Raw genomic sequence first — 18,115 nt, forward strand, 5'->3', positions numbered from 1 at the left:
CGGGAGCGGGACGGTGGTTCAGGCGATCGGGTCGACGCGCAGGAAGAGGGTGTCGAACGCGCAGGTGAAGCTCGCGTTGCTCGACCGGTGCATCGCGGTGACGGTGTAGGTCGAGCCGGCGGTGAGGGAGTTCAGGCGCAGTTGCGTCGACGTCGACTTGGATACGGCGCCCGAACCGGACGCGGCCCGCTCGTCGTCGGCCGCCCAGATCACCGTGGAGCCCTGCGTGACCTGCGGGGACATGTGCGCCTGCGCGGTCTCGCCGCCCGAGGACATCCGGGCGCCCAGGCCGATGATCACGGAGCCGGACGGCGGAGCGGTGAAGTTGAGCGTGAGCGCCGTGACGGTGGTGGAGGCCAGCGCGGCCGTGTACGTCGTCGAGGCGGTGGTCCCGGCGTCCAGCGACTGTACGAAGGCGGGCCCCGGAACGGCCGGCTGCCAGGCACCGCCGTTCCAGCGCTGGAGCTGGCCGAGCGAGGAGTCGCGGTACTGGCCGGCATAGCCGCCGGTGGTCAGTACCCCGGCCGGGACGACCCCGCCGACGCCCTTGGGGTAGGGCACCCAGGCCGTGGAACTCCAGCGCTGGAGCGTGTCGTTGATGTCCCGGTAGTGCCCGGGGTAGCCGCCGGGAGTGGTGTCGTCGGAGCGGGTCGGCAGGATGCCGCCGAGCGGGACGGTGGTGGGGCGCAGATCGACGCGGGCGTTGTCCCAGTCGATGCCGCCACTGCCGGCCCCGGCGTTCTTGGCCACCGCGACGGTGAACAGGACGAGGGAGGCGTCCGGGGCGGCGGGGGCGACCGGGGTGGCGGCCGCGGTGCCCTTGACGATCTCGACGGCGGCCTCGGTGCGGTCGGAGCCGTCGTAGGCGTCGTCGTAGATCCGCAGGACGACGAGGTCGACACGGCCGAACTGGGGGTCGCCGGCGTCGAAGGTGAGCGGGACCGGTTCGGTGACGGCGACCGGGTAGGCGCCGCGGGCGACGGACGTCTGGATGACGGCCCGGCCCACCCCGACGGTGGCGGTCATGCCGCCGGTGGTGCCGTTCAGCCAGAGACCGGTGACCCGGTACAGGCCGTTCTCGGAGCCGGGCAGGACTCCGGAGCGCCCCTTGATGTCGGTGACCGGGGTGACCGCCCCGATCTGGGTGACCCGGGTGTCCTCCCGGGTCTGGCCGTCGGGCGACAGCCAGGCGGAACGTACGGCCATGGTGGTTCCCTTCGTCAGGAGGCCGGTCAGGAAGCCGACTCGTAGGTGCCGTGGACGGAGAGGATGTCGTTGACGGCCCAGGCGAACGGGACCGACTTGTCCCACGGGCTGTTGCTGGTCTTGAGGGTGTCGCGCAGCGAGCGGACCACTCCGCCGTTGGCCACCGCGAGGAGTCCGCTGCCCTGGTACGTGAGGCCGGTGGACTCGTCGAAGGCCTCCGCGTTCAGCACCCGTCCGTCCAGCTTCCAGGCGGTGGAGACCGGTGCGGCCGGCAGCGAGAAGGTCCAGTCGCCGTTGGCGTCCTGGGCGGACAGGTTGGTCGTCGAACCGATCTTGAGGTAGATCCGGAAGGTGACGACGGTGCCCGTCTTCACATACGCCCCGGCCAGCGTGCCGTTGCCCAGCGTGGGCGCCGCGCCGGTCTCGCAGCGCCAGAGCGGTGTGTAATTCGTCCAGGTCGGGACCGGCTGGTACGTCACCCAGGCGGTGCCGTTCCAGCGCTGGAGCCCGGCGGGGGTGTCGCGGTACTGGCCGGTGTAACTGGCCGTGGTGACGGTGCCGGAGGGGGCGATGCCGCCCAGGGCGCTGGGGTAGGACACCCAGGCGGAGCCGTCCCAGCGCTGGAGGGCGCCGCCGGAGTCGCGGTACTGGCCCGGGTAGGCGCCGTTGCCGGTGTCGCCGTAGACGGGCAGGATGCCGCCGACCGCGACGGTGGGCGTGCGCAGGTCGGTCACGTCGGTGCTCCAGTTGATCCCGCCCTTGCCGGCGCTGATGCCGGCCCGGACGGCCACCTGGTAGACCGGCAGCGCGATCTCCGGGAGCGCGGGCACGGCGGGGGTGGCCGCCGGTGTGCCCCGGACGATCTCCACGGCGGCCTTGGTGAAGCCCGAGTCGTCGTACAGGTCGTCGTAGACGCGCAGGACGACGACGTCGATCCGGCCGTAGGAGGCGTCGCCGTCGGCGAAGGTGAGGGTGATCGGCTCGGCCAGCGTGACCGGGTAGGCGCCCTGGTTGCTGTCGGCCTGGACGACGGCCCGGCCCTCGTGGACGGTGGCGGTCATGGTGCCCGCGCCGCCCTCCATCCAGAAGCCCGAGAGGCGGTACTGGCCGTCGTAGGAGCCGGGCAGGATGCCGGAGCGGACGTCCAGCGGGTTGGCCGGGGTGGTCGCGCCGAGCTGGGTCAGTCGGGTGTCCTCGCGGGTCTGGCCGGTCTCGGCCAGCCATGAGCTGCGCAGGTTCATCTGCTGGTCTCCTGTGGTCTTCGGAGGTGGGCTCCGGCTGTGCGTGGATGAGGTGAGGGCTCGTCAGGACGCGTCAGGACGCGTCAGGACCTGAGCCACTCGGCCGTGAAGTTGGTGTAGTAGCCGGAGCCGCCGAGGGTGTTGATGGTCGAGCCGGAGCTCTGCAGCCCGTTCAGTGTGAGCTTGTCGCCCGCGGCGCACCGGATCAGGGCGGTGCCGCCGACCGAGGTCGCGCCGGGGCCGGCGCCGACCAGCCAGGTGGCGCGCGCGACACCGCCGCCGTTGAGGTGGACGCGAGCGCCGCGCGAGCCGGCGGAGGGCTGCATGTACCAGGTGACGGATCCCGAGACCCGCCACCAGCCGGCCCTCGGCACCGTGTAGGTGGTGGACCCCGACCAGCCGGCCGCGTCGTCCACGTCGGCGCTCTGCAGGGTCAGCTGCGTCCAGGCGTTGGGAGCCACGGACTGCTCGCTGGTCTGCGAGACGCTGAGCAGCACCGTCGTGCGGCCCTCCGCGTAGACCCAGGCCGTGCCGTTCCAGCGCTGGAGCAGCCCGGCGGAGTCCTCCCGGTACTGGCCGGGATAGCCGCCGGTGGCGACGGTGCCGGAGGGAGCGATGCCGCCGACGGACTTCGGGTACGGGACCCAGGCGCTACCGTTCCAGCGCTGGAGCGGACCGGTGGGGTCCTCCTGGTACTGGCCGGCGTAACTGCCCGCCGTCAGGGTGCCGGCCGGCGGGATCCCGCCGAGGCCCTTGGGGTACGCGACCCAGACGGAGCCGTCCCAGCGCTCCAGGACGCCCGCGTTGTCCCGGTACTGGCCGGCGTACGCGCCGTTGAAACCGGCGGCGGGGACGATGCCGCCGAGCGCCACCGTGGCGTAGCGCAGGTTGGTGACGGCGGAGTCCCAGGCCAGTCCGCCGGAGCCGGCCGACGCCCCGGCGGGCACCAGGATCCGGTAGAGCGGCAGGGTGCTGCCGTCGGGGCCGACCGGCTGCTGGGGCGTGGCCGAGGGAGTGCCCTTGACCAGCCGGACGCGTGCCACGGTGTCCGCGGTGCCGTCGTAGGCGCTGTCCTGGACGACGAGTTCGACCAGGTCGATCCGCTGGTGCGTGGGGTCGCCGTCCTCGATCGTCAGGCTCTCGGGTTCGGTCACCGCCACGGGGTAGGTGCCCTGGTTGGTCCGGCCGCCCTGGACGAAGGCGCGGCCGGTGCCGATCGTGAGGGTCATGCCCCCGGTGGTGCCGCTGAGCGCGAAGCCGCCGGGGACGATGCCGCCGCGGGCCTTGAGCGGGATGTTCTCCGGGACCAGGGCGTTCGGGGTGAGGAGTCCGGACAGGGTGACCCGGGTGTCCTCCCGGGTCTGGCCGGTCTCCGTGAGCCAGGCGGCTCGCACGGTCATGGGATCACCACTCCGCTTCTCGCCAGCGCACCGTCATCTGGGCGCCGGATCCGTAGGTGTCGGGTCGGAAGGCCAGTTGCGCGCGGCCGGGGGCGAACGCGAAGAGTTCCTCGGGGCTGCTGTCCGCTGCCGCGGTGTGCCGGCGCGAGGCGGTGCTGTTGAGGGTGACCGTGCCGGCGGCGGTGTCGACGACGAGCTCGTCGCCCGAGGCCAGCGCGATCTCGTAGCGCAGCCGCTGCGCCGAGGTCCGGTCGGTCACCGTCGGATTGGCGCACGGCCCGGTGAAGGTGATCACCGGATGGGTGGGTGCGGAGCCGCCGTTGTCGGCGTTGACGTCCCCGGTGGAGGCCGCCTGCCCCCAGTACAGCGGCCAGGTCAGCGGCCAGGTCAGACCGCTCTCCGGCTGCGGGGCGCCGGTGACCGCGGTCTGCTCGGTGACCGAGTAGCGGCGCGGGTCGGTGGCGTACCACTGCACGGACGCCCGGGAGACGCCCTGCGTGGTGTACGTCCGGTCGGCGGCCAGCACCCGCTGGCTGACTCGGGCCCGTACGGCCAGCGTCTCGCCGTGCAGCCGCACCGCCAGCCAGCGCTCCGCGTCGCCGAGCAGCAGCGCCTGGCGCAGGACACGGGTGGCGATGAGCGAGGAGGCGGCGTCGTCCTGCGCCGGGACGGTCCACACCGTGCCGCCGACCTTGCGCGGCTTGGCGTAGCGGGCGCCCGGCCAGGCGCCGTGCGCGGTGGGGTGGTCGGCGTCGGAGGAGTCGTACTCCGGCAGGTCCTCCCAGCCGCTGAGGCCGCCGCGGTCGATCTCGTAGGAGGTGCCGGGGCCCATCAGCAGTCCGGCCCACTGCATCTGCCCGTCGCGGGTGATGAGTGAGCCGGGGGCCACATCGTCTGTGTATGCGGTTGTCGTGATCTCGGCCATGGTGGCCGTCACCTCACTCTCATGTGCGGGCGTGGGCGGAGGCGAGGAAGAGCAGGTCTTCCGCGGTGCCGCGGGCGCCCGTGCCCGCGCTCTCGTGGAACTCCTTGACCCGGTGAGCCGGTCGGGACGTCGGCGCCCCGTTGTGCCGGGCGAGCGCCCGCTGCCGCTCCAGGGTGGTCAGCGGCAGTACCCGGCCCGCGCCCCGGGCGGCGCCGGGGACGGCGATGCCGCCCTCCGCGAGCATCGGGATCTTGTCCAGGTGGATGCCGAACTTCTTGCCGAGGATCGAGAAACTCAGGGAGTTGAGCCCGTCGATGACCCAGTTGGCGAAGGCGATGAGTCCCTGGATCGGCCCCTTGACCACGCCGGCGACGGTCTGGGCGCCGGTCGTCACGAACCTGCCCATCGCGTCGAGGGTGCGGGAGGTGGCCTCCTTGATCCGGGCGAACATCCGGGGGACGTCCCTGGTGATCCACTCCAGCGCCGGCCGCACCGCGTCCTTGAACCCCCGCCAGACCGATGACACCTTGCCGCTGAGCGCCCGGGTGTCCCCGGTGGTCAGCGCCTTCATGACGGCGAAGCCGGTACCGAGGAGCGTGCCGATGACGGTGAGCGCGGTGGTGATGACGGCCAGGTATCCGGTGACGTACGTGTTCACCGCGCTCGCGATGCCCTTGAGCAGCGGCGTCATGACGGTCAGATAGCCCTCGACGTACTTCAGTACGAGGGTGGCGAGCTGCTCCATCAGCCGTTGCCCGGTCTCGGAGTTCAGCGCGAGATCGATCAGCCAGCCGGCGACGGGCAGGAGGAGACCGGTGACGAACCCGATGGGGTTGGCGCGGGTGAGGGCGTTGATGACCAGCATCACGCCGGAGCCGATGGTCATGGCGGTGCCGAAGGCGCCCATGAGGTCGCCGAGCACACCGGAGGCCTCGATGAGCGCACCGACGATGGCGAGGACACCGCCGAACGCGGAGTTCAGGGTGCCGAGCGACTTGCCGGCGCCCTTGGCCCGGGTGCCGGCCGACTTGATGCCGGAGGCGGCGGTGGTGGCGGTCTGTCCGGTCTTCGCGACGGAGCGGCTCGCGGCGTCGGCGCCGGTCTTGACCTGACGCACGGCGGTGGCGCCCTGGGAAGCGGCGGAACGGACGGCGTCGACGCCGGTGGCGGCACTCCTGATCCGGCCGGCCAGCGAGCGCGCCGCGGCGGTGTTCTGTCCCAGCCGGGACCGGAAGGCCTGGAGAGCCGGTGCCACCCCGGCGAACAGATCGGCCGCCCCGCCTCCCGCAGGCAGTGCGGCGGCACTCATCCGCGTGCCTTCGCCAGGAACATCAGCGCGTCGGCGGTCCGCTGCGGGCTGCTGCCCTCGGCCGCGTAGTAGTGCTCGATGTGCAGCGCGCCGCCCGAACCGGCGGCCCCGGCGTACGCCGAGCCCTGGGCGGCGGCCCGTCGCAGCAGCCGGTCCAGCTTGCTCAGCGGCAGGACGGCCTCCGCCTCACCGGCCTCGGCGAGGATCGCGGGGACACCGCCGGAGCGGGGCATGACGACACCGCCGGTGGCCAGCATCGGGATCCTGGGCAGGCTGACGCCGAAGGTCTTGCCGCCGACGCCCGGGACCCAGCCGGGAATCGACACCTTGATGCCGTTGAGGGCGCCGATCGCGCGGTTGATGATGCCGATGACCGCGTTGATCGGGCCCTTCACCGCGCTCTTGATGCCGTCGAAGGCGCGGCCCGCGATGCCCTTGAGGCCGCCCCAGATGCTGGACAGCTTGTCCTTGACGGCCTTGAAGGCGTTGGGGATCGCGGACTTGACCCAGTTGACGACCGGCGAGATGACGGCCTTGATGCCCTTCCAGACGCTGGAGACGACCGTCTTGATCGCGTTCAGCGCGGTGGTGATGACCTTCTTCCAGATGGCGACGTAGGTCTTGATCACCGTGGCGACGGCCTTGACGACGGCCGAGATCGCCGTCTTGATGCCGGTCCAGACCGACTTGATGAGCTTGGCCGCGTTCTTCATGATCGGCCCGATGGCCTTCATGACCGTGCTGATCACGGACTTGATGACGCCGAAGGCGGTCTTGAGGACCTTCTGCATGGTCTTCGACTTGGTCGCCATTTCGACGACCTTCTCGATGAGCGGTGCCAGCAGGTCCATGAGCATGCCGAAGAAGTTGCCCTTCATCGACTTGTTCATCTTGTCCTGGCCCTTGGCGGCCTTGCCCGCCCCGGACTCGTACTTGCCGAGGTTCGTACCGGCACTGGACCCGGTCTTCCCGGCCTTGCCGAGCGACTTCTCGGCCTGGTCGGAGGCGGTCTTGAGATCCTTCAGTTCCTTTTCGGCGCCCTGGGCGGCGGTTTTGAACTGCTTGAGCTGCCCTTCCCCGGACTTCGCCTTGTCACCGACGCCCTTCGCGGCGGTGCCGGCCGAATTCGCCTGTGTCTGGAAATTCTTGAGCCCGGAGGCTGATCTTTCGAGTGCTCGAACAAGTGACATCCGTCGTCCGGTCCTTTCGTGATCGCGCTCAGATGCCTGCGAGGGCCGCGCTCAGGGAGGTGACGGAGGCCCTGAGCTCTGTGACGTCCTTCTTCGCGGACAGATCCCGCGTCACGGACCTCGGTGCGCCTGCCGCCGCGGCACTGCGCAACCCGGCGCGCAGGGAGTCGACGTCACGCTGTGCCTGTGCCGCCGCGTCCTTGGCGCGCCGAATTCCGGTGTGGAGACCCTCCGCGCGGGATGCCTGGTAGAAGGTCCGGTCGACGTAGTTGCGCAGCTCCTTCTTCTCTTCCTCCTTCTCGTCGAATTTCCGGACCAACTTCTCGGGCATGATCGTGCGCCACCAGTTGTGTCCCTCTTTCGCCCAGGGGAAGGTGTAGAGGGTGTTGCCCAGCCAACTGATTCCTTTTTCGTCGACCTTCGCGATGGTGAAGTCCGCTTTGACCAGAGTGAGACCCGTCGCGACGGCCGCCAGGCCGATTTTCAGGTAGTCCACCGTGTGGTTGATCGCGGTGACCTTCATGACGAGGGTCTTCGCCTCGTCTTTGCGGAAGTACAGCTGGAACGCGTCACGAACGGCAGGCGAGATCTCATTCAGATTCAAGGTGTGTTCGGCGTTGCCGCCCGACGTGGAGGGGCCGGCCATAGGGGTACCGCCTTTCTTGGTTGTGTGCTCTCCCGCCTGGAGCACTTGAGGTCCGGTGACAGCCGGTGTGATGCTTGTTCGACGGCCGTCGGTCGACGGGCAGAAGTGCGGCGGCAGGGGGGAGAGACGTGTGAAGGGTGCTGTCGCGGTGGGCGTCCCGCGCGGCCGCCTGCCTTCCCTGGCGGCGGACGGAGCCCGCTTCGCCGTGCGGTTGGCGGAGACCGATTTCGGCGGTGTGGACGCCGGCGTCTGGCTTTTTGCCCACGAGCCGACGAGGATCCCCGCTCCCGGACCGGAAGGCCTGGAAGCCTGGGCCGCCGACTGGCTCGACGAGGGGACACCGACGGAGCGGCGGCGCGGCACCGCCAAGGACAATGCCCTGCGGCGTCTGAAGAAGGAGGGGGCACTGCGCGACGAGTACGTCGTACGCCTGGCTCCTACGCTCGCCGCGGTCGTGGACGCCTCGGCGACCCTGAGAGGTCACACCGTGTGCGTCGTCCTTCTTACGGAGGCCCCGGGCGATGACGCCGAGTTCATGGCCACGATGAAACGTGTGGAGCGCCATCCCGTCTTCTGGGTGTTCATAGGGGCTGACTCGTCCGTGGAGCGCGTGTGCTCGCTGGGCGTGATCGACACGCTGGGCCGTGAACCGGGCGACCCGGACAATTTCGTCGTCCTCAAGGTCGGTAACTGGTCCTCGATGACACGCTGGTTGACGTCCAGACGCATCAGGCGAGCGGTGCGGCGCTGGCGGAAGGTGACCCCCATCGGTTGAGCGCGGGGTCTCGGGCACGGGCCCCCGGGGGTCCACCGCAGGCCTCTCGTCGGCGAGCTCGGCTACGGTCGGCCCCGCCGCCCCCGCCGCGCCTCCGTCAGGGCATCCGACCAGCCGGCCGCGTAGGCGCGGGACTCCCGGGCGAGCAGTTCCTCGTACACCTGGTCGAGCAGGGCCTCACGGTCGGGGGGCGTGGTGTGCAGGAGGTGGGCGAGGCGGGTGTAGGTGTCGATCGGCTGCTTCGGGGAGTTGCTCGTGCCAGTCACCATGTCGGCCTGCTTTCCGGTCTGTCCGCTGGGCTGTGGTACAGGTGGCGCCTCTGGGGCGTTCGAAAACGCGTGTTCGAACTAGTGTACGAGTAATCCTGTGGTGTCGTTCCGTGTTTGGCGAGGAGCGCCCGTCGTTCAGCGGTCGGGACCTGCGGTGATGCCGGGGTGCGGCCGAAGTGCCGCCCAGGTTCGTGGAGTAGGATCCGGCCGTTCTCCCGTCGGATTCGAAAAGGTGAACAGCGGCGCTCCGCAAGGGAACTGAGTGGCCGCCAGACGACGGTGGACGGCGACGGGCAGCCGTCCTCGCGCGGGGGCGCGATGGGGCCAGGGGACGAGAGCAAGGCCTACGGGGTGGACGGGGACGCGAGCGACGTGCGGCGCGAGCATGTGATCGATTGGCTCGAACAGGCCTCCGATCTGCCGCATCTCATCGCCCGTGTCTCGGAGCTTGTCCTCCTGCTCGGCCATGCACCGGACGACCTGGTGGTGCTTCCCCGCAGCGAACTCGACCGGCGGGAACTGGCCGCGTACAGCGCGGGCTGGGCCGATGTGGTCGACGAACAGCTACCCGCGATCCGCCGCGCGTACGAGGAGCGGATCACCGCCGCCTACCTCCAGGGCCAGGAGGACGCCCGCACCGGCCACCGCCCCCACCGGGCCCGACGGGCCGAGGGGGAGCGCGAGCACGAGCGCGGCGGCGAGGTCATTCCGCTTCCCTATGTCGAACTGCTGCGCCCTCCCTCCGCATGGACGCGCGTAGAGGAACGCGGCGAACGGGAACGTTCGGTGGCGGACGGAACCCCGGTGCCGTCGCCTCCCCCGGCAGGGGGGACGGACGGGAGCGAGGAGGCTCCGTACGGCGACCCGGACACGGCCAACGTTGTCGCAACGACGAGTCCGACCGGGCCGACGAGCGCGAGCAGCCCGGCCAGGGGGTCGCACGAGGAGGACCGGGGCGTCGAAGACGAGGCCGGCGGTGCGGGTGGGGCTGGGGGCACCGGTGGGGCCGAGGCCGGCTCCGGTGCCGAGGGGGACATCCTGCTCTCCGCACGTGAGGTGCGCGGGAAGCGCGTCATGCCCGCCGACCGGCGGCCGGTGGTCCGGCGCAACGGCCGGCCGAGTGTGCCCCCGCTGGCCCTGCCCGGCGAGATCGGATCCACCGGACGGGAGAGGGCACGCAGGCCGGACGGCGCCGGGACCGCGGAAAGGCCACCGCGGGAGCGGCCGGAGCGGACTGATCAGTCCGAGCGGACCGAGCGGCCCGAGCAGGCGGATGACGTCGAGCGGCCGGAACCGGTCGAGCCGGTCGCCGAGCCGGCCGAGGAGTCGGTCGAGCCGGTCGAGCCGCAGGGCGTGCGCGACGAGCGCCGGCCACGGCTGCTTTCGGACAAAGCCCGTGCCCTCGCGGACGAACTGGAGGGCCGGGCCGGCGGCCGGCGCCGGGACGAGCAGAACGGCCCGTCGGGCTCCCGCTGAGCGGAGCCGACGGGCACGTCGTGACCGGCCGTCCGGTGGGTGACCGGAAAACCGGACGACCGGGAAGCCGGGAGGAAATCGGCGACCGGGCGGATCAGCCGAAGAAGCGGGCCAGTTGGAACGCCGACGGCACCCCGTCCGGCGCGGGCGCCCGCGACCCGTCCGCCGTGGGAGCCGACCCCGGGGCCGCCCGTCCCACGCCCCCGGAACGTTCGCCCGTTTCCTCGTGCTCCCCGTACACCTCGCGATCCTCCTGCTCCTCGTACGCGTCGCCCGCGCCGTAGGTGCCGTAGGTGCCGTTCTCGGCCGGTTCCGTCGGACGAGGCACCGGCGCCGGGGCGTCCGGCTGGTCCCCCTCCTCCGAGTTGACGCAGGCGAACATCCAGTTGGCGGCCGCCAGGTGGTCCACGGCGGCGGCCAGCAGATGGTCCGTCACCGACCACTCGGCGGCCTCGCCGTGCAGTTCCCGGTTCAGCGCGCTGTCGCGCGGCAACTGCTTGATGAGCACCGCGAGCCGCCGCGCGGAGAGGCGCTCACGGTGCCAGTCGAGCAGATCGATCCCGTAATAGCGGAGCAGGTCCGCTTCGAGGGCCTCGGCGTGTTCGTCGACGAACCCGACGAGGCTCAGCCTTCCCCCAGGCCGAGCCCGGTCTCCTTGCCGTAGGCCTCCAGGATCGCTGCGATGTCCTGCATGGTGACCTCGTGCCGCTCGAAGCGGGCGAACTGCTGCTCGCCCATGAGCAGCCCGAGCAGCCCGTCCACGTCGTTGTCGTCGAGCTCGCGCAGTGCCTTCGCGGTGGCGCGGGTCAGCTCGGTGGGCAGGGTGAAACTCTCGTCGTCCAGCTCGAACGACCAGGTACGGCCGAGGGCTTCGAGGCGCTGGGCGCGGGCGGCGTTGACGTCGAAACGGGCCATGGTGATGGGTGCTCCTTGGGTCCGTACAGCGTGAGGAGAAGAGGAACGGGGCTCCGGGGCGGGGCGGGCGGGGAGCCCGCCCCGCCCCGGAGCGTCAGGACGCGGCGTAGGCGGCGTCCTTCATCACGAAGCTGGCCAGCGCCGAACCGTCGGCGGCGGCCATCGCCGTGTAGGTGATGCCGAGCTGGGCCGCCGACTTGCGGGCCAGCTTGATGTCGTCCGCCGCCGTGACCTGGCCGCGCGGGATGCCGAAGCGGTAGGTCACGGCGGTCCCGTCGCTTGCGCGGACGTCGGTGAACTCCAGGCCGAGGGCACGCACGTCCGCGTACGGACGGTCGGCGATCTCGTACTTGTAGACACCCGTGGAGCCGGTGACGGCCTCGACCGCGCCGCCGCCCATGAAGAGCGGCAGCGTGTCCTCGTTGAACTGCATCAGCGAGAACTTCAGGGTCAGGTCGCGGTCCGAGTACACGAAGTGCACCGGGCTGACGGCCTGCCACACGTCGACCGGCTCCAGCTTGTCCTTCTTGCTGAAGGTGACGCCGTCGCCCGTGGTGAAGCCGAGGTTCTTCCAGCCGGTGGCCCAGTCGGTGGACGGGTCGGTGGAGAAGGTCGTCGGAACCTTGGTGTCGGCGGCGCCGACGTAGAGGCGGCCGACGCCGGCGATGCGGATCTCGGAGGAGTTGGTGCCTGCCATGGGTGGATCTCCTTATATGGGGGTGATGCGGGGCGCCGTTCCCGGCGGTTCCGGGTACGGCGAAGGCCCCGCCGTCTCGCGGGTGCGAGGGCGGGGCCTTCGGTCTGTGGGGTGCGGTGGCGGACGGGTGGCCCGCGCGGGCCTGTCAGTGAACGTCCAGGAACACCTTGAGCACGCCGACGTAGCGGTTGGCCGCGGAGTAGAGGTAGTCGGGCAGCCAGCGCGGGCCGTCCTGCTCCTCCACCTCGGTGATGAGGTTGGTGCCGTACCGGTTGCCGGCCGCGGCCAGCAGCGCGCGGCGGGCCGAGTTGGCCAGGACGTGCGCGGCCTGCTTGGTCGGGCCGTACACCTCCAGCTCGATCAGCGGCTGGTCGACGTGCAGTTCGCCGATCCACGCGCCGCCGCGCCGGTTGACGAGGACGGCGGCGGTCGTGCCGTCGAAGTTCGCGGGCGGTTCGACGGCGACGAGCGCCGTGGAGAGCGCCGAGTCGGCCTCCAGGATGTCGACGACCAGGGCCTCGACGTCGGGGAAGGCGCTCGGTGGGGTGGGTGTGGTCATGCCGGGTCACCTCGCCGGAAGAAGGGGAAGTCGCCGGGCGGGCGCCGCGCGGGGGCGGGGAAGGGGAGGCGCGCGGCGCCTCGGCCCGGCGTACGGCGGCGGGTGCGGCCCGCTGGGGGCTCGCGGTCACAGCTCCGCCGCTGCACCAACTGTGACAGAGGAGCGTGCGCGCACGCAACTAAAACGGCGAGAGGGATGTGAGACGAGGTGCGGGAGGGGCGGGGGTGCAGGGGCGAGCGCGGGGTGAGCGCAGGGGCGAGCGCAGGTCAGGAGGGGAGGGGCCGGATTGCACTCGTGGTGCAGCCGACGCGCGGGCGCAAGCCGGAGTGCGGGCCCAAGACCTGGTGCGGGCGGGCGCAAGCCGTGGTGCAGGCGCTGCGCAAGCCGCCGTGCGGGCGGGTGCGGGCGGCAAGCTGTGGTGCGGGCACGGTGCGGGCGCAAGCCGTGGTGCTGAGGCGCGGGCGCTCGTCAGGTCACGCGCCTGCCGGTCGAATGCGGCGCCGGGGTACGGGCGCAAGCCGTCGTGCCGGCGGGGTGCAGGCGCAAGCCGTGGTGCCGGCGGGTACGGGCGCGAGCCATGGTGCAGGCGTCGTGCGGGGCCAAGCCGTCGTGCGTGGGTGGTGCCCGCGTAGGCCGTCGTGCATGGGTGGTGCCGGCGTGAGCCGTTGTGCAGGCGTCGTGCAGGGTCAAGCCGTGGTGCGGGCGGGTGCGAGCCGTGGCGCCGTCGACCGGAGCCCCCGTCGGCCCACGGGTGCCCTTCGATCGGAACCGGCACGGCAGGCGTGACCGGTGGTTCCGGCTCGGTCAGTCGGCGGTGGGCGCGGCCGCGGCCGTCTCCACCAGGACCCGTCGGTCCTCACGCACCTGCGTCACCTCGGCCTCGGCCTCGCTCGGCAGGAACTGCTCCACCACCCTGACGAACATCTCCCGCCGGTCGGCGGGCACGCCCAGCAGGTCGGCGACCTCCTCCAGCGTGGGGCGGCGGCCGAAATCCGCGCTGGGCGCGGGCGAGGCCAGGTAGTCGTGCGGGTCGGCCAGCTCCTCCGCGGTCAGCCGGCCGGAGCGGATGAGCATGTCGCGGACCGGCACCCCGAGCACGCGGGCGAGCCTGCGGGTGGTCTCGAGGTCCGGCATGCTCTGCCGCTGGAGCAGACGGGTGACCGCGGCGCGATGCACGCCGGCCTCGTCCGCGATTCTCGACTTGCCGCCGCCGCGTGGACTGTCGATGTCGTAGCCGCGTTCGCGCATGAGGTCTTCGACCCACGCGGCGAATGCGTCCAAGCCCTGGTTGGTCATGTCTTTCTCTCTTCCTTCGGGGGTGGGCAAGAGTTTAGCTTGCTTGCGCGCGCGGAATTACGTGCTCTCGAGCAAGCACTGAGGAAAGTTTGTGCGGTTCGTGGAGATTCGGGGGACGGTCCGGGCTCCGGTCCGCCTGAATTTCGTTGCGGGCGCGCACGCAATCTGTAGTCTGGGGGGCGTTCACCCAGTACGGCTCGTTCACGAACCCAGGGGGTCCCATGTCCATGCCCGAAACGAGTTCCTGCCCGTCAGCCCCCGGTTGGCAGTCCGCGGCCGCCTGTGCCGGGCTCTCCCCGCGGGTCGTCTTCTCCAAGAAGGCCAAGGTCGCCGCCCCCGCGCTCCGGGCCTGCGCCGGCTGCCGCGTGCGGCGGCCCTGCGAGGAGGCGGTGGCACCGGCCGACAACTGGTTCGACGGCGTCTGCGGCGGCCGGCTCTGGCGCTCCGGCCGTCCGGTCCCCGTGCCCGCGCATCTCCTCCCGCCGGCCCCGGCCGTCGGCCTCGCCCGCCTCCCGGCCCAGGGAGGCCCCCGTGGCTGACGCCTGCGAGGACCGTCCCACCGCCCAGGCCGCGCTCTGGATCGGCACCCTTCTGCAGCAGTTCCCCGAGCTGTCCACGGAACTGGTCCCCGGCCGCACCACCCCTGCCCAGCGCCCCGCCGCATCGCGGCCCCCCGCCGATCTCGGCGCCCGCCTGCGTGAGGAGCGCGAGGAGCAGCTGCTGCTCCAGCAGCGGCACGGCCTCGTGGCGCCGGGCCACGGCGCGGCCCCGCTCCGCCTGCATGTCTCCGACGCCATCCGGGACATCACCGACGGCGTGCTCGAACTGGAGGAGGCGGTACGCGACCGGCTCGGACTGCCCCGCTCGCGCCGCGCCTCCGTGCCCGAGCGGCTGCGCCGGATCGCGTCCCTCCTCGACCGCGTGGCCGCCGACACCGTCCTGGCCGCGCATGTGCGCGACGAGACCCGGCGGATGGCCCGCCGCTGCGCCCGCGCGCTGGGCGACACCGAGACCGTCGTCCGGGTCGCCGGCCGCTGCCCCTGGTGCGACTCCGTCTCTCTGCGCGCGTTCCCCGACCGCGCGGCCGTCCTCTGCGTCAATCCGGCCTGCCGCTGCCCGGAACCGGACTGCGGCTGCCACGACGACCCGGCCTACCGGCACACCTGGGACGAGGGGGAGTGGGCGCGCGCATGAGCACCGCCGACCGACGCACCGCCGGGCGACCGACCCTGATTCCCGGCCCTCTCGCCGCTCAGGAGGTCGGTGTGGCCCCCGCCACCATTCGCAAGTGGGTCCAGCTGGGGCATCTCGAACCGGCGGGCAAGGCGGGGCGGGCCCAGCTCTTCCGGCTGGAGGACGTGTTCGCCGCCGAACGCGCCACCCGCCGGACCCGGTGACGGCCCTTCGCCGCACCGCATCACCGCCCCGCATCACCACACCGGGTCACCGCCCCGGGTCACCGCACCGCATCACCGCCCCGGGTCACCGCAACCGGTCTACGGAATGCCCAACTCGAAGATCACGTAGTGCGCGTACCACCCCGACGCGAGGGCCGCCGTCCCGAAGAACACCGCCAGGCTCGGCCACTTCAACCGGCTCAGTGCCGCCGCCGGGGCCAGCAGCAGCGGGAAGACCGGCAGCAGGTAACGCCCCGTATTGCCGAACATCTGCTGGGTGCCCAGCACGGTGATCACGCTCGCCAGGGTGTACGCGACCAGCACCAGCGGCGGTTTCTTGCGGAGCATCAGCGCGATCAGGAAGGGCAGCGCCAGCACCAGTTGGACGCCGAGGAGGTCGGGGACCGAGAACGCGAACAGGTAGTTGTGGCGACCGATCGCCGTGTTGCCCAGCACGTCGAGGGTGTAGGAGCCGAAGTCGAAGTAGTGCGCCCAGCCCTCGCGCTGGAGCGTGAAGTACGCGGTGAGGTCGCCCATGCTGAGGCCGACCCAGGTGATGTAGGTGAGCAGGCCGAGCGGCGCGGCGAACATGGCGTACAGGGGCCCCGAGACCCTGTGCTCGCGCCTGCTCTCCCGCCGGGCCAGGGCGACGATCGCGGCCAGCCCGACCGCGCCGATGAGCGCGGCGGAGGTCGGCCGGTTGAGCCCGGCCACGAAGGCGAGCAGCCCCGCCGCGACCCACCGCCGCTTCATCACGCAGTAGCAGCACCAGGCGGCGATGGCGACGAAGAGCGACTCCGAGTAGACCGCCCACTCCACGCCCGCGCCGGGTGCCACCGCCCACAGCCCGGCCGCGATCGTGCCCGCCCGCACCCCGGCGAGCGTCGAGATCACGGCGTAGATGCCGGCGGCCGCGACGAAGGAGGCGAGCACCGAGACCAGGATCCCGGAGCCGTACAGCCCCAGCCCGGTGATCTCGGAGACGCCCCGGATCAGGCCCGGGTAGAGCGGGAAGAAGGCGACCGAGTTCTGCTTGACGGTGAACAGCCCGCCCGGGGCGAGCTGCTCCAGCGGGCGGGGGTCGTACCCCTTCTCGGCGACCTGGAGGTACCACCAGCCGTCCCAGGTGGCCAGGACGTCCCACCAGTGGGCGCCGCCGCCGAAACGCGGGTTCTTCTTCTGGTACTCGTCGGCCGACTCCAGGAGCCAGGCGAAGACGGTCAGGCCCACGAGCTTCGTGACACCGTAGAGGAGCAGCGGAGCGAGGTACGGTCGTACACCGTCCGGCAGGGTGAGGCGGCGCAGTCTCGGCGAGCGCTCCTGTGGCCCGTCGGGCACGGCGGGGTCCGTCGCCGTGTCGCTGGAAGCCGTGCTCATTGCTGGGGTCCCCCCTCGGCCGATCGCCGGACGCCAGGGGCGGCACCATTGTCCGGATGATCGTGAAGTGTGGTCATAAGAGTGTGGTCATAAGATCGCAACAGAGTCGCACATGTGCGCCACAGCTTGGGGGAGGACGGATGACCGAAGCGCCGAACACCACGGCCACGGCGACCGTCTTGTCGGTCGTCATACCCATGTACAACGAGGAAGAGGTTCTTCCCGCGCTGGTCAGCCGGTTGCGTCCGGTCCTGGCGGATCTCGGCGTGGGCTACGAGGTCGTCGCGGTCGACGACGGCAGCACCGACCGCACGGCCGAGCTGCTGGCCGCCTTCCGGCTCGGCTGGCCGGAACTGCGGGTCATCGGCCTGCGCCGCAACTCCGGCCACCAGGCCGCCCTGACCGCGGGTCTGGACCGGGCACACGGCGCGTACGTCGTCAGTATCGACGCCGACCTCCAGGACCCGCCCGAGAAGATTCCCGAGATGCTCGCGCTGGCCCGCACCGGGGGCCTCGACATCGTCTACGGCATCCGCGCCGACCGGGCCAGCGACACCGGCTTCAAGCGGTGGACGGCGGGCCTGTACTACCGGCTCGTCCGCAGGCTCGCCGGACCGTCGGTCCCGGCTCAGGCCGGTGACTTCCGGCTGCTGAGCCGGGCCGCGGTGGACGCCCTGAAGGCCCTGCCGGACCAGCAGCGGGTCTACCGCCTACCTCGTGCCCTGGCTGGGCTTCCCCAGCGGCGAGGTCCGCTACGAGCGCGCCCCGCGACCGGCGGGCCAGAGCAAGTACCCCCTCGGCCGGATGATCCGGCTGGCCGTCGACAGCGTCACGGGCTTCTCGGCGGCGCCCCTGCGCATCGCCACCTGGCTGGGCGGCTTCGCGTTCCTGGTCTGCATGGCCCTGATGATCTACACCCTGAGCGCCCACGCCTTCCAGCACACCGTCCCCGGCTGGACGTCCCTCTTCATCGGCGTGCTGTTCATCGGCGCGGTCCAGCTGGTCTGCGTGGGCCTGCTGGGCGAGTACGTCGGCCGCATCTACACGGCCGTGCAGAACCGTCCGACGTACTTCATCGGTCACGACACGGCGGCGGACGCCGCCGGGGGGCCGTTCCGGGCCGGCGGCGATCCGACCGTGCCGTCCCCGACGTCGCCCCCGGGAGGTTCCGCGGACCCCGCGGCGCCGGTATCACAGGGCCTGGGGCGGCGCTCGTAAACCTCCGGCGTGTCGGTGGCGGGGCTTCTGTTTTGACCGGAGTGAATGCGCTAGGTACGCTCAGACCTTGTGCCTGGGGTGTGCCCTGGCCCTCGTGCGTGTCTTCAACCGCACACGGGGCCTAGCTAGCGGCCACTGTGATCTGCGCCTCTTCCTGCCTCGCGGCGGAAGTCCGCCGGATCCGACACACCCGACCGCGTGGGTCGGCGAAGTTCCAGG

Annotated in this window: 18 protein-coding genes and 2 pseudogenes; 6 read left to right on the forward strand and 14 right to left on the reverse strand. The window is 71.6% G+C overall.

All coding sequences use genetic code 11. The features are described 5' to 3' along the window. Positions 1 to 18: 18 nt before the first annotated feature. From ACFVYS_RS07840 to ACFVYS_RS07870, 7 genes are all read right to left on the reverse strand, one after another. Entirely contained in the window at positions 19 to 1,206 is a 1,188-nt protein-coding gene (locus ACFVYS_RS07840; RefSeq protein ID WP_389499849.1) for a hypothetical protein, read from the reverse strand. Positions 1,207 to 1,232: 26 nt separating this feature from the next. Beyond that, positions 1,233 to 2,447 carry a hypothetical protein gene (locus ACFVYS_RS07845; protein WP_389499851.1) on the reverse strand — a complete coding sequence of 405 codons (1,215 nt, stop codon included), beginning with the start codon at positions 2,445 to 2,447 and terminating at the stop codon, positions 1,233 to 1,235. An 83-nt stretch (positions 2,448 to 2,530) separates the two neighbouring features. Further along, positions 2,531 to 3,847, reverse strand: coding sequence for a hypothetical protein (locus ACFVYS_RS07850; protein ID WP_389499852.1), 1,317 nt, complete (start codon positions 3,845 to 3,847; stop codon positions 2,531 to 2,533). 4 nt (positions 3,848 to 3,851) lie between these two features. Further along, positions 3,852 to 4,772 (reverse strand): phage distal tail protein, encoded by a 921-nt coding sequence (locus ACFVYS_RS07855; RefSeq protein ID WP_389499854.1) that lies wholly within the window; start codon positions 4,770 to 4,772, stop codon positions 3,852 to 3,854. Between the two features lie 19 nt (positions 4,773 to 4,791). Next, the gene (locus ACFVYS_RS07860) at positions 4,792 to 6,081 is read right to left on the reverse strand and encodes a tape-measure protein (RefSeq protein WP_389499856.1); all 1,290 of its coding nucleotides are present in this window, start codon (positions 6,079 to 6,081) and stop codon (positions 4,792 to 4,794) included. Next, a complete protein-coding gene (locus ACFVYS_RS07865; RefSeq protein ID WP_389499858.1) occupies positions 6,078 to 7,271 on the reverse strand; it encodes a phage tail protein in 1,194 nt (397 codons plus the stop codon). The genes ACFVYS_RS07860 and ACFVYS_RS07865 overlap by 4 nt, the downstream gene beginning before the upstream one ends. A 28-nt stretch (positions 7,272 to 7,299) precedes the next feature. After that, a complete protein-coding gene (locus ACFVYS_RS07870) occupies positions 7,300 to 7,917 on the reverse strand; it encodes a hypothetical protein (RefSeq protein WP_389499860.1) in 618 nt (205 codons plus the stop codon). 130 nt (positions 7,918 to 8,047) lie between these two features. On the opposite strand from ACFVYS_RS07870, the gene ACFVYS_RS07875 reads away from it, so the two are divergent. Next, entirely contained in the window at positions 8,048 to 8,692 is a 645-nt protein-coding gene (locus tag ACFVYS_RS07875; RefSeq protein WP_389499861.1) for a hypothetical protein, read from the forward strand. Between the two features lie 62 nt (positions 8,693 to 8,754). Here ACFVYS_RS07875 and ACFVYS_RS07880 read toward each other — a convergent pair whose 3' ends face one another. Beyond that, complete coding sequence (locus ACFVYS_RS07880) at positions 8,755 to 8,961, reverse strand: hypothetical protein (protein ID WP_389499863.1); 207 nt, start codon at positions 8,959 to 8,961, stop codon at positions 8,755 to 8,757. 318 nt (positions 8,962 to 9,279) lie between these two features. Here ACFVYS_RS07880 and ACFVYS_RS07885 point away from each other — a divergent pair, with 318 nt between their 5' ends. Continuing rightward, a complete protein-coding gene (locus ACFVYS_RS07885) occupies positions 9,280 to 10,437 on the forward strand; it encodes a hypothetical protein (RefSeq protein WP_389499865.1) in 1,158 nt (385 codons plus the stop codon). Between the two features lie 304 nt (positions 10,438 to 10,741). Here the strand turns inward: ACFVYS_RS07885 and ACFVYS_RS07890 are convergent. The 5 genes and pseudogenes from ACFVYS_RS07890 to ACFVYS_RS07910 all read right to left on the reverse strand — a co-directional run. Then, a pseudogene (locus ACFVYS_RS07890) lies at positions 10,742 to 10,996 on the reverse strand (hypothetical protein); the annotation flags it as partial. A 65-nt stretch (positions 10,997 to 11,061) separates the two neighbouring features. Then, on the reverse strand, positions 11,062 to 11,352 hold the full coding sequence (locus ACFVYS_RS07895; RefSeq protein WP_054238774.1) for a hypothetical protein: 291 nt from the start codon (positions 11,350 to 11,352) through the stop codon (positions 11,062 to 11,064). Positions 11,353 to 11,446: 94 nt separating this feature from the next. After that, positions 11,447 to 12,049, reverse strand: coding sequence for a phage tail protein (locus ACFVYS_RS07900; protein ID WP_389499866.1), 603 nt, complete (start codon positions 12,047 to 12,049; stop codon positions 11,447 to 11,449). Between the two features lie 145 nt (positions 12,050 to 12,194). After that, complete coding sequence (locus ACFVYS_RS07905) at positions 12,195 to 12,608, reverse strand: hypothetical protein (protein ID WP_054238775.1); 414 nt, start codon at positions 12,606 to 12,608, stop codon at positions 12,195 to 12,197. Between the two features lie 804 nt (positions 12,609 to 13,412). Further along, on the reverse strand, positions 13,413 to 13,904 hold the full coding sequence (locus tag ACFVYS_RS07910; RefSeq protein WP_020132647.1) for a helix-turn-helix transcriptional regulator: 492 nt from the start codon (positions 13,902 to 13,904) through the stop codon (positions 13,413 to 13,415). A 221-nt stretch (positions 13,905 to 14,125) separates the two neighbouring features. On the opposite strand from ACFVYS_RS07910, the gene ACFVYS_RS07915 reads away from it, so the two are divergent. From ACFVYS_RS07915 to ACFVYS_RS07925, 3 genes are read left to right on the forward strand one after another with little or no spacing between them, the layout of a single operon-like run. Then, positions 14,126 to 14,443 carry a WhiB family transcriptional regulator gene (locus tag ACFVYS_RS07915; RefSeq protein ID WP_389499868.1) on the forward strand — a complete coding sequence of 106 codons (318 nt, stop codon included), beginning with the start codon at positions 14,126 to 14,128 and terminating at the stop codon, positions 14,441 to 14,443. Further along, entirely contained in the window at positions 14,436 to 15,098 is a 663-nt protein-coding gene (locus ACFVYS_RS07920; protein WP_389499870.1) for a hypothetical protein, read from the forward strand. Before ACFVYS_RS07915 ends, ACFVYS_RS07920 begins: the two co-directional genes overlap by 8 nt. Beyond that, complete coding sequence (locus ACFVYS_RS07925) at positions 15,095 to 15,301, forward strand: hypothetical protein (protein ID WP_389499872.1); 207 nt, start codon at positions 15,095 to 15,097, stop codon at positions 15,299 to 15,301. Before ACFVYS_RS07920 ends, ACFVYS_RS07925 begins: the two co-directional genes overlap by 4 nt. 99 nt (positions 15,302 to 15,400) lie before the next feature. On the opposite strand, the gene ACFVYS_RS07930 is transcribed toward ACFVYS_RS07925, so the two are convergent. After that, positions 15,401 to 16,678 carry a hypothetical protein gene (locus tag ACFVYS_RS07930; protein WP_389499874.1) on the reverse strand — a complete coding sequence of 426 codons (1,278 nt, stop codon included), beginning with the start codon at positions 16,676 to 16,678 and terminating at the stop codon, positions 15,401 to 15,403. Positions 16,679 to 16,818: 140 nt separating this feature from the next. On the opposite strand from ACFVYS_RS07930, the pseudogene ACFVYS_RS07935 reads away from it, so the two are divergent. After that, a pseudogene (locus ACFVYS_RS07935) lies at positions 16,819 to 17,896 on the forward strand (glycosyltransferase family 2 protein). The last annotated feature ends 219 nt before the right edge of the window (positions 17,897 to 18,115 follow it).

The sequence above is a fragment of the Streptomyces sp. NPDC058295 genome, assembly GCF_042880655.1.
GTDB classification, from domain to species: Bacteria; Actinomycetota; Actinomycetes; order Streptomycetales; family Streptomycetaceae; genus Streptomyces; species Streptomyces coriariae.

Excerpts from the sequence above, each read along its gene's own strand:
- ACFVYS_RS07850 (WP_389499852.1), bottom strand. The coding sequence starts at position 3,847 with ATGACCGTGCGAGCCGCCTGGCTCACGGAGACCGGCCAGACCCGGGAG.
- ACFVYS_RS07845 (WP_389499851.1), bottom strand. The coding sequence starts at position 2,447 with ATGAACCTGCGCAGCTCATGGCTGGCCGAGACCGGCCAGACCCGCGAG.
- ACFVYS_RS07900 (WP_389499866.1), bottom strand. The coding sequence starts at position 12,049 with ATGGCAGGCACCAACTCCTCCGAGATCCGCATCGCCGGCGTCGGCCGC.
- ACFVYS_RS07930 (WP_389499874.1), bottom strand. The coding sequence starts at position 16,678 with ATGAGCACGGCTTCCAGCGACACGGCGACGGACCCCGCCGTGCCCGAC.
- ACFVYS_RS07870 (WP_389499860.1), bottom strand. The coding sequence starts at position 7,917 with ATGGCCGGCCCCTCCACGTCGGGCGGCAACGCCGAACACACCTTGAAT.
- ACFVYS_RS07885 (WP_389499865.1), top strand. The coding sequence starts at position 9,280 with ATGGGGCCAGGGGACGAGAGCAAGGCCTACGGGGTGGACGGGGACGCG.
- ACFVYS_RS07905 (WP_054238775.1), bottom strand. The coding sequence starts at position 12,608 with ATGACCACACCCACCCCACCGAGCGCCTTCCCCGACGTCGAGGCCCTG.
- ACFVYS_RS07925 (WP_389499872.1), top strand. The coding sequence starts at position 15,095 with ATGAGCACCGCCGACCGACGCACCGCCGGGCGACCGACCCTGATTCCC.
- ACFVYS_RS07840 (WP_389499849.1), bottom strand. The coding sequence starts at position 1,206 with ATGGCCGTACGTTCCGCCTGGCTGTCGCCCGACGGCCAGACCCGGGAG.
- ACFVYS_RS07895 (WP_054238774.1), bottom strand. The coding sequence starts at position 11,352 with ATGGCCCGTTTCGACGTCAACGCCGCCCGCGCCCAGCGCCTCGAAGCC.
- ACFVYS_RS07915 (WP_389499868.1), top strand. The coding sequence starts at position 14,126 with ATGTCCATGCCCGAAACGAGTTCCTGCCCGTCAGCCCCCGGTTGGCAG.
- ACFVYS_RS07860 (WP_389499856.1), bottom strand. The coding sequence starts at position 6,081 with ATGAGTGCCGCCGCACTGCCTGCGGGAGGCGGGGCGGCCGATCTGTTC.
- ACFVYS_RS07880 (WP_389499863.1), bottom strand. The coding sequence starts at position 8,961 with ATGGTGACTGGCACGAGCAACTCCCCGAAGCAGCCGATCGACACCTAC.
- ACFVYS_RS07865 (WP_389499858.1), bottom strand. The coding sequence starts at position 7,271 with ATGTCACTTGTTCGAGCACTCGAAAGATCAGCCTCCGGGCTCAAGAAT.
- ACFVYS_RS07910 (WP_020132647.1), bottom strand. The coding sequence starts at position 13,904 with ATGACCAACCAGGGCTTGGACGCATTCGCCGCGTGGGTCGAAGACCTC.
- ACFVYS_RS07855 (WP_389499854.1), bottom strand. The coding sequence starts at position 4,772 with ATGGCCGAGATCACGACAACCGCATACACAGACGATGTGGCCCCCGGC.